The following is a 705-nucleotide window of genomic DNA, read 5'->3' as shown; positions in this document are numbered from 1 at the left end:
ATGACCAAAACCGAAGTCTTTTTGCACCAGAGAAAGAGCTAGAGATTAACACATCTTTCTCTAAGGAAAACAGTGCGACTTTGTATCTTGGAGACTGTCTCGATTTCTTGAGACAAATTCCAGACAAGTCTATTCAACTAATAGTAACTTCTCCCCCATATAACATTGGCAAAGAATACGAAAAGAAGCCAGATATCAAGGAGTACGTTTCACAGCAAAGCCAGGTGATCAACGAATGCGTTAGGGTTCTCAAGGACTAAGGGAGCGTTTGCTGGGAAATAGGAAATTATATAGATAATGGCGAAATTATTCCGCTTGACATCTTGCTTTACGATTGCTTTAAGAAGAACGGTCTGAAGCTCAGGAATCGTATAGTCTGGCATTTTGGCCATGGTCTTCATTGTTCAAATCGCTTTTCGGGTAGATATGAAACCATCCTTTGGTTTACCAAAAGCGATAATTGCGTTTTTAATTTAGATGCTGTGCGAATCCCCCCAGAAATATCCAGGAAAGAAGCATTTCAAAGGCCCCAATGTAGGAAAATACTCCAGCAATCCTAATGGTAAGAATCCTTCAGACGTTTGGGAAATTCCAAATGTAAAAAGTAATCACATAGAAAAAACATGCCATCCATGCCAATTTCCTGTCGCACTCCCTTGAAAATAACCAATTTTCATGCGACGTGGTGCGGTGCGCCGCATGGGT

At 40.9% G+C, this 705-nt stretch carries 1 pseudogene; it reads left to right on the top strand.

The window, feature by feature from the left end:
* Positions 1-80 precede the first annotated feature (80 nt).
* Positions 81-660: pseudogene (locus HW443_RS12460) on the top strand (DNA-methyltransferase).
* Positions 661-705: the final 45 nt, after the last annotated feature.

The sequence above is a fragment of the Candidatus Hakubella thermalkaliphila genome (genome assembly GCF_013281975.1).
Taxonomy (GTDB): domain Bacteria; phylum Actinomycetota; class Humimicrobiia; order Hakubellales; family Hakubellaceae; genus Hakubella; species Hakubella thermalkaliphila.
Note: the sequence above shows the minus strand (reverse complement) of the source record. Positions and strands in the feature narration are given on the sequence as shown.